At 75.0% G+C, this 7386-nt stretch carries 6 protein-coding genes; all 6 read right to left on the reverse strand.

The window, feature by feature from the left end; genetic code table 11:
• Positions 1–3: 3 nt before the first annotated feature.
• Positions 4–828 (reverse strand): CheR family methyltransferase, encoded by an 825-nt coding sequence (locus ACI78S_RS04490; protein WP_456971015.1) that lies wholly within the window; start codon positions 826–828, stop codon positions 4–6.
• A complete protein-coding gene (locus ACI78S_RS04495) occupies positions 825–1928 on the reverse strand; it encodes a protein-glutamate methylesterase/protein-glutamine glutaminase (protein ID WP_456971016.1) in 1104 nt (367 codons plus the stop codon). Before ACI78S_RS04495 ends, ACI78S_RS04490 begins: the two co-directional genes overlap by 4 nt.
• A gap of 685 nt (positions 1929–2613) precedes the next feature.
• Positions 2614–3501 carry a hypothetical protein gene (locus tag ACI78S_RS04500; protein WP_456971017.1) on the reverse strand — a complete coding sequence of 296 codons (888 nt, stop codon included), beginning with the start codon at positions 3499–3501 and terminating at the stop codon, positions 2614–2616.
• Positions 3502–3812: 311 nt separating this feature from the next.
• Complete coding sequence (locus ACI78S_RS04505; protein WP_456971018.1) at positions 3813–4265, reverse strand: chemotaxis protein CheW; 453 nt, start codon at positions 4263–4265, stop codon at positions 3813–3815.
• A gap of 2 nt (positions 4266–4267) precedes the next feature.
• The gene (locus ACI78S_RS04510) at positions 4268–6751 is read right to left on the reverse strand and encodes a chemotaxis protein CheA (RefSeq protein WP_456971019.1); all 2484 of its coding nucleotides are present in this window, start codon (positions 6749–6751) and stop codon (positions 4268–4270) included.
• Between the two features lie 126 nt (positions 6752–6877).
• On the reverse strand, positions 6878–7386 hold a 509-nt coding region (locus ACI78S_RS04515), incomplete at its 5' end, for a methyl-accepting chemotaxis protein (protein WP_456971020.1).

The raw sequence follows: 7386 nt of genomic DNA on the forward strand, positions 1-7386 counted from the left end.
TCCTCAAGCCCCCTTCAGCGGGCGGTAGGCGGAGCTGCGGCCGATGACGACCCGCTCCCATCTGTCATCGACGCCGAGGGTGGTCTCCGCGGCGCCCAGGAACAGCCAGCCGTCGGGGCGCATCAGGTCGCGCACCCGGCGGAGGATCGACTGCTTCGTCGGCAGGTCGAAGTAGATGAGCACGTTGCGCAGGTAGACCACGTCGAACGGGCCCATCCGCGGCAGCGGGGCGGCGAGGTTGCACTCGGCGGCGGTGACCATCCGCTTGAGCGCCGGCGCCACCTCCCACTCGGTGCCGACCCGGCTGAAGTGGCGCACCAGCATCGGCGCGGGCAGGCCGCGGTTGACCTCGAGCTGGCTGAACCGGCCGGCCCGGGTCCGGTCGACCATCTCGCGGGAGAGGTCGGTGGCCATGATCGAGACCCGCGACGCCGCGTTCGGCAGCGCGTCCTCGAGGAGCATGGCGATCGTGTACGGCTCCTGCCCGCTGGAGCAGGCGGCCGACCAGATCTTCAGCGGCTCCGACGCCCCGCGGGCCGCCACCAGCGCCGGCAGCACCGTCGAGGTCAGCGCGGTGAACGGGTCGCCGTCGCGGAACCAGGACGTCTCGTTCGTGGTCAGCGCCTCGACGATCCTGCGGGTCGCGTCCGGGTCGGGACGGGTCCGCACGGAGTCGACGAGCTTGCCGACGTCGGGCAGCCCCATGGCCCGGGCCACGGGCAGCAGGCGCGCCTCGACGAGGTACTCCTTGCCCGGCTGCAGGACGATCGCGCTCTCCCTGTGCACCAGCTGGCGCACCCAGTCGAAGCTCGTGGTCGCAAGTGTCATCGCCGGCCTCCGACCGTCGCAGGGGTGGGAGCGCTCGTGGGCAGACCGGACAGGTGCCGGCCGATCGCCTCGGCGACCCGGTCAAGGGGAAGGACCTCGTCGGCGTAGCCGGCCTGGGTGACCGCGCCCGGCATGCCCCAGACCACGGAGGTCGCCTGGTCCTGAGCGAGCACCGTGCCGCCGGCCGAGCGGATCGCGCCCGCGCCGGTGCGGCCGTCGGAGCCCATGCCGGTGAGCACCACGCCGAGGACGGCGCCGTCGTAGGCGGCGACCGCCGAGCGGAACAGCGGGTCCACGGCGGGGCGGCAGAAGTTCTCCGGCGGGTCCTGGGTCAGCGCGGTGACGGGGCCGCGGCCCGACGTGCGGACGACGAGGTGCCGGTCGCCGGGGGCCAGGTGCACGGTCCCGGGCTGCAGCGGCGTGCCGTCGACGGCCTCCACGACGCGCAGCGCGCTGAGCCGGTCGAGGCGCTGGGCGAACTGGCGGGTGAAGACCGGCGGCATGTGCTGCACGAGCAGCACGGGCACCGGCAGCGACGCCGGCAGCGTGGGGAGCACCCGGGCCAGCGCCTCGGGGCCCCCGGTGGAGGAGCCGATCACGAGGACGGCGGGCTTGCGGCGCGGGCCGGTGCGCGGCACCGGGGGCGGGGCCACCGGGGCGGGGGCGGCGGCCCGCGGGCCCGGCGTCGCCGGCCGGCCGAGCAGCGCCTTGATCTTGGGGATGAGCTGCTGGCGGACGCTCTCCATCGACTGCGCCACGCTGCCGACGTTGGCCGGCTTGGTCACGTAGTCGTTGGCGCCGGCGGAGAGCGCGTCGAGGGTGGCCGACGCGCCCCGCTCCGTGAGCGTGCTGAACATGATGATCGGGACGCGGCTGCGCGCGCCGCGGATCGCGCGGACCGCCTCGATGCCGTTCATCTCCGGCATCTCGATGTCCATCGTGACCAGGTCGGGCTTGAGCTGCTCGAGCTTGGCGAGAGCCACCCGGCCGTTCACGGCGGTGCCGACGACCTCGATGGACGGGTCCTCGGAGAGCACGTCGGTCACGATCTTCCGCACGACGACCGAGTCGTCGACGACCATCACCCGGATCGGGTCCACGCGTGTCCTCCTGCTTCTGCTGGGCGCCAGCCCAGCAGGCTGTCGATTTCTGTATCGGCATCCACGGCCCCTGCTTGAGCGGGAGGCGCGTGAAATCTGAGAATTGTCGGGAATGCGCAGGTGGCCGGGGTCGCGGACGGAATTCCCCGGCCGGGTCGTCGGCCCCGCCGGCCGTCCGGGGCGTCGCGCCGGCCCGCCTGCGCGTCGCGGCTCGGGGCGGTCGTGGTGGGTGCGGCGGCGGTCACGGTGGGCGGCGGCCGGCGGGCCGGCGGTCCGATCTCCCCCCGCCCGGCCGGCCGGTGGCGTCGCGGGGCCCGCCGCGGTGCGCCGGGGACCGGTCCTGGCGCCCGCGGTGCCGACCGGCCCGCACACGGGGACGAGGCCCACCCGCGGCGTCGTCGCCGTCCGCGGGTCGCGGGACAGCACGAGCGGCCGCAGGGCCGGCGAGGCGGGGGCATGGGGGTCCGTCCGGGGCGGGCCCCCGCCGCCGGGGGGTCCGGCGGATCCGTGGGGGGCGACTGGCTGGGGCCCGACCAGCGTGACCGGACGGACTCGTAACCGGCCCGCGCAACGCCGCGCCGGCGCCATTCTTTATCCGCCCGCGACCATTCCCGGAAATTGTCGGAATGTCGACGCGGGGAGGGCGGTCACCGCATTGTCGACAAAGCGCGGGCGGGAGCGGCGGTCAGCGCTGCCCGGTGACCCGCAGCCAGGGGGCGCGCAGCACGGCCAGCGACCGCTCGTCGAGGAGGTCGGCCATCACGACCGCCTGCACGCAGCCGGCGACGGCGTTCCAGACGCCGTGCGCGCCGTCGCGGCCGTCGAAGCCGCCGGCGGTGAACGCCCTGACGGCGTGCAGCTGGGCGGCGGCCAGCGTGCGGGTGCGGCCGGAGACGTGCGCCGCCCAGCAGGCGTCGTGCATGGCGCTCGCCCACGGCCGGCGCTCGGTCCGCCCCTCGTCGACGGCGGCGCGCCAGCGGCCGCGGCCGGCGGCGTCCAGCTCGGCGACGGCGGCCAGCAGGCCGGCCAGCCCGGCGGTCGCCGGACCGAGCTCGGGCAGGCCGCCCCAGCCGACGGCCGCGCGGTGGTAGGCGGCGGTGAGCTCGCGGTGGACCAGCGGCGGCAGCACGTCCTGCGCCCAGAAGCCGATCGCGGCGTCGGCCAGGACGTCGGCGGCCTCGGCGCGGACGACGTCGTCGACGACGGCCGGGTGCTCGGGCCCGAGGACGTCCTCGCGCAGCAACCGCTCGAGGGTCGGCGCGTTGCCGATCGTGCCCCGCTCCAGCTGCTCGACCAGGACGGCGGCGCGGTCCTCCGCGGCGGCCACCCGGCCGGCGACCCCGCTGACGTGCGGCACGCCGGTGGCCAGCTCCCGGGCCCGGCGCGACCGGACGGCGAGGACCCCGCGCTGCTCGGGCGAGGCCTCCCGGCCCGGGTGGGCGGAGGCCAGGCGCTCGAGCGTCGCGGCGTCGGCGTTCAGACCCGTGAGCAGCACCTCGGCGACGTTCCGGCCGGCCGGCAGGCGGACCAGGTCGAACGCGAGCGTCGCGGCACTGACCAGCGAGTAGGGCACGGCGACGCCTCCAGCGGGCTCCCGGGAAGTGGGCCCGTCCACTGTGACGGTCCGGAGCCGTCCACGCCATGCGGCCGTCACCCGTTCGCCGGAGGTGCGGTGCGGGACAGCCGCGTGTCCGGCTGCTTTCGGTCTCCGGTCGATCGCGCAGCGTGACGGGGTCCGGGCGCGGGGGCGCGGTCCGGTCGACCGCCGTCCGGGTCGAGCCGGGCCGCAGCAGCCCCCGGACGCGCGCCACCCCCGGCCCCGCCCTGGGTGGGCGGGACCGGGGGTGGCGAGGTGCTGGGACGGCGCCCTGCAGGGGCCGTCGGTCAGGCGGAGACGGCCTTCTGCACGTCCAGGGCGAGCAGCAGCTGCCCGTCCAGCTTGTACGCGCCGCGGATCAGCTCGCGCGCCTGGCCGTCGAGGGTGTCCGGCGGGGTCTCGAAGTCCTTGGCGTCGACGTCGACGACGTCGGCGATCGAGTCGACGAGCAGGCTGACGGCCTCCCCGTGCAGCCGGACGACGATGACGACGGCGTCGGTGCCCTCGGGCCGCGGCGGGCGGCCGAGCCGCTCGCGCAGCTCGATGGCGGTGACGACCTGGCCGCGCAGGTTGATCAGGCCGGCGACGGCCGGGGGCGCGAGCGGCACCCGGGTCAGGCCCTGGCTGCGCAGCACCTCCTGCACGTGCTCGACCTCGACGCCGTACAGGTCGCCGTCCAGCCAGAAGGTGGCCAGCTGACCGCTCGTCGCGGGCGCGGGCGTGGCGGTGGGAGCGGGCACGGTCAGACCTCCAGCAGCGGGGCCGCGACACCGTCGGTCGCCGGCGAGTGGTCGGGGGCGGAGTAGAAGGCCGGGTCGGCGGCGAGGATCGCGGCGCGGACGTCGAGCAGCTCGGTCACCTTGTCGCCGAGGACGGCGGAGCCGAGCAGGCCCAGGTCGTCGATGTCGCTGCGGACGGCGGCCTCGCCGTCGACGATGTCGAGGATCTCCTCGACCACGATGGCGACGCTGCGCCCGTGGTCGGAGTAGACGATGACCTCGAGCACCTCGCGGTCGGTCTCGCCGTAGGCGCCGAGGTGCCGGTCCAGCCGCACCATCGGCAGGATCGCGCCGCGGTACTGCACGACCTCGCGGTTCCCGACCTTCTCCACCGTCTCGATGCGCACCTGCTCGAGCCGGGTGACGGTGTCGAGCGGGATCGCCACGCGCCGGCCACCACCGATGGCGGCCAGCAGCATCCGCTGGCGGTCCCGGTCGGTGCGCTCGGCCGCCGCGGCGGCCTCGCGGGACTCCTGGCGCTCGGTGGTCTCCGTGCGCAGGGCCCGGCGGGAGAGCGCCTGGACGTCGAGGATCAGCGCGATCGCGCCGTCGCCGAGGACGGTCGCCCCGGAGTACAGCCCGATGGACTTCAGCTGGCCGCCGAGGGCCTTGACCACGATCTCCTCGGTGTTGAGGACCCGGTCGACGACGAGGCCGAACCGGCGGCCCTCGGAGCGCAGCACCGCGATGACCACGTGGCCGTCGTGCCGGTCGCTCGGCAGCTCGAGGACGTCGGTGAGCCGGACGAGCGGCAGCAGCTCGCCGCGCAGCCGGTAGACCGGCGCGCCGCCGACCATCTCCACCGCGCTCGCCGCCTTCTCGGCGTCGAGGGCCACCAGCTCCTGGAGGCTGATCTGCGGGATGGCGTAGCGGTCGCCGGCGCACTCGACGGTGAGGGCCGGGACGATCGCCAGGGTCAGCGGGATGCGCAGCCGCATGCAGGTGCCCTGACCGGGCTGCGACTCGACCTCGATGGTGCCGCCGATGGACTCGATGTTGGTCTTGACGACGTCCATGCCGACACCGCGGCCGGAGACGTTGGTGACCGCCGCCGCCGTCGAGAACCCGGGCAGGAAGATCAGCTGGAGCAGGTCCTGCGGGCTCATCCGGTGCAGCGCGTCGGCGCTGATCAGGCCGCGCTCGACGGCCTTGGCGCCGATCCGCGCCGGGTCGATGCCGGCGCCGTCGTCGGCGACCTCGACCACGACCTGGCCGCTCTCGTGCTTCGCGCGCAGGGTGAGCACGCCCTCGGCGGGCTTGCCCTTGGCCTTGCGGACGTCGGCCGGCTCGATGCCGTGGTCGACGGAGTTGCGGACCAGGTGGGTCAGCGGGTCCTTGACCGCCTCGAGGAGGGTCTTGTCGAGCTCGGTGTCACGGCCCTCCATCTCCAGGCGGATGGTCTTCTTCAGCTGCAGGCCGAGGTCGCGGACGACGCGCGGCAGCTTCGACCAGATGTGGTCGATCGGCTGCATGCGCGTCTTCATGACGCCCTCCTGCAGCTCGCTGGCGATGAGGTTGAGCCGCTGCGAGGCGCGCACCAGGTCGGTGTCGGTCTGGCGGGCGACGTACTGGACGATCTGGTTGCGGGTGAGCACCAGCTCCCCGACCAGCAGCATGAGCTCGTCGAGCAGGTCGACGTCCACCCGGATCGTGCTGTCGGCGACGCCGCGGCGGCCGGCCTGGCCGGCGCCCTCACCGGCGCCCTCCGGGTGGTCGGGGTGGTCGTCGGCGGCCGGCCGGGGCTGCGGCACGCCGAGGTCGGCGGCGGGGGCCTCCACCGCCGGCTCCTGCGGCAGCTCGGGGAGGGCGGCCTCCGGGGCGGGGTCCGGCGCGGGGGCGAGGTCGTGCGCAGGGGCGACGGGCTCGGCCGGGGCGGCCGGGGTCTTGGCGGCCGGGGCCTTGGCGGCCGGGGCCTTGGCGGCCGGGGTCTTGGCGGCGGAGGTCTTGGGAGCGGCCTTCGCCGCCGGCTTGGCGGCTGCCTTGCGGGCGCGGGCAGCGGGCTTGGCCGCCGGCGCCTCCGGCGCGGGGGCCTCGACGGGCGCCGCGGCCGGGGTGGGAGCGGTGTCGTCCATCGCCGCGCTGATCTCCGCGACGACGCCCGAGACGTCGACGTCGCCCTCGCCGCCGGTCGCCTCGATCGACGTCAGCAGCGACCGGACGGTGTCCACCATCCGCAGCAGCACGCTGGTGCGGTGCGGGGTGAGGGCCAGCTCGCCGTCCCGGAGCCGGGAGAGCATGTTCTCCCCGACGTGGGTGACCTCCTCCAGGCGGTTGAACGCCAGGAAGCCGCTGGTGCCCTTGATCGTGTGGATCGTCCGGAAGATGCTGGACAGCCGCTCCCGGGAGTTCGGCTCCTGCTCCAGGGCGACGAGGTCCGTGTCCAGCTGGTCGAGGTTCTCGTGGCTCTCGACCAGGAACTCCTCGACGATGTCGTCCAGACCGTCCACTGCTGCTCTCTTCTCTCAGGTCGCTTCCGGAGCGCAGCGCTCCGACTGTCTCTATCGGCGGGGGGCGCCGGGATGTGGAGGTGAACCCGGCCGGGGCGCGCGGCGCACGCGCCCCGGCCGCGCCTCCTAGTAGGTGAAGGTGCTGACGGCGCTGCGCAGGTCGGCCGCCATGCGGGAGAGCTCGTCCACCGCGGTGCGCGTCTGGGTGAGCGCCTGCGTGGTGGAGTCGGCGGCGGCGGAGACGCCGGTGATGTTGCCGGCGATCTGACCCGTCCCGTCGGCGGCCTCCTGCACCGAGCGGCTCATCTCGTTGGTCGTGGCGGTCTGCTCCTCCACCGCGGACGCGATGGTGGTCTGCCGGTCGGAGATCTGGGCGACGATCGCGCTGATCTCGGCGATCGCGGCCACCGCCGCCGTGGTGTCGCCCTGGATCGTCTCCACGCGGCGGGCGATGTCCTCGGTGGCCTTGGCGGTCTCCTGGGCCAGCTCCTTGACCTCGTTGGCCACGACGGCGAAGCCCTTGCCCGCCTCCCCGGCCCGCGCCGCCTCGATGGTCGCGTTGAGCGCCAGCAGGTTGGTCTGCTCGGCGATGCTCGTGATCACCTTGACGACGTTGCCGATCTCGGCCGAGGACT

It is taken from the genome of Geodermatophilus sp. SYSU D00815 (assembly GCF_054050035.1).

Excerpts from the sequence above, each read along its gene's own strand:
- ACI78S_RS04490 (WP_456971015.1), bottom strand. The coding sequence starts at position 828 with ATGACACTTGCGACCACGAGCTTCGACTGGGTGCGCCAGCTGGTGCAC.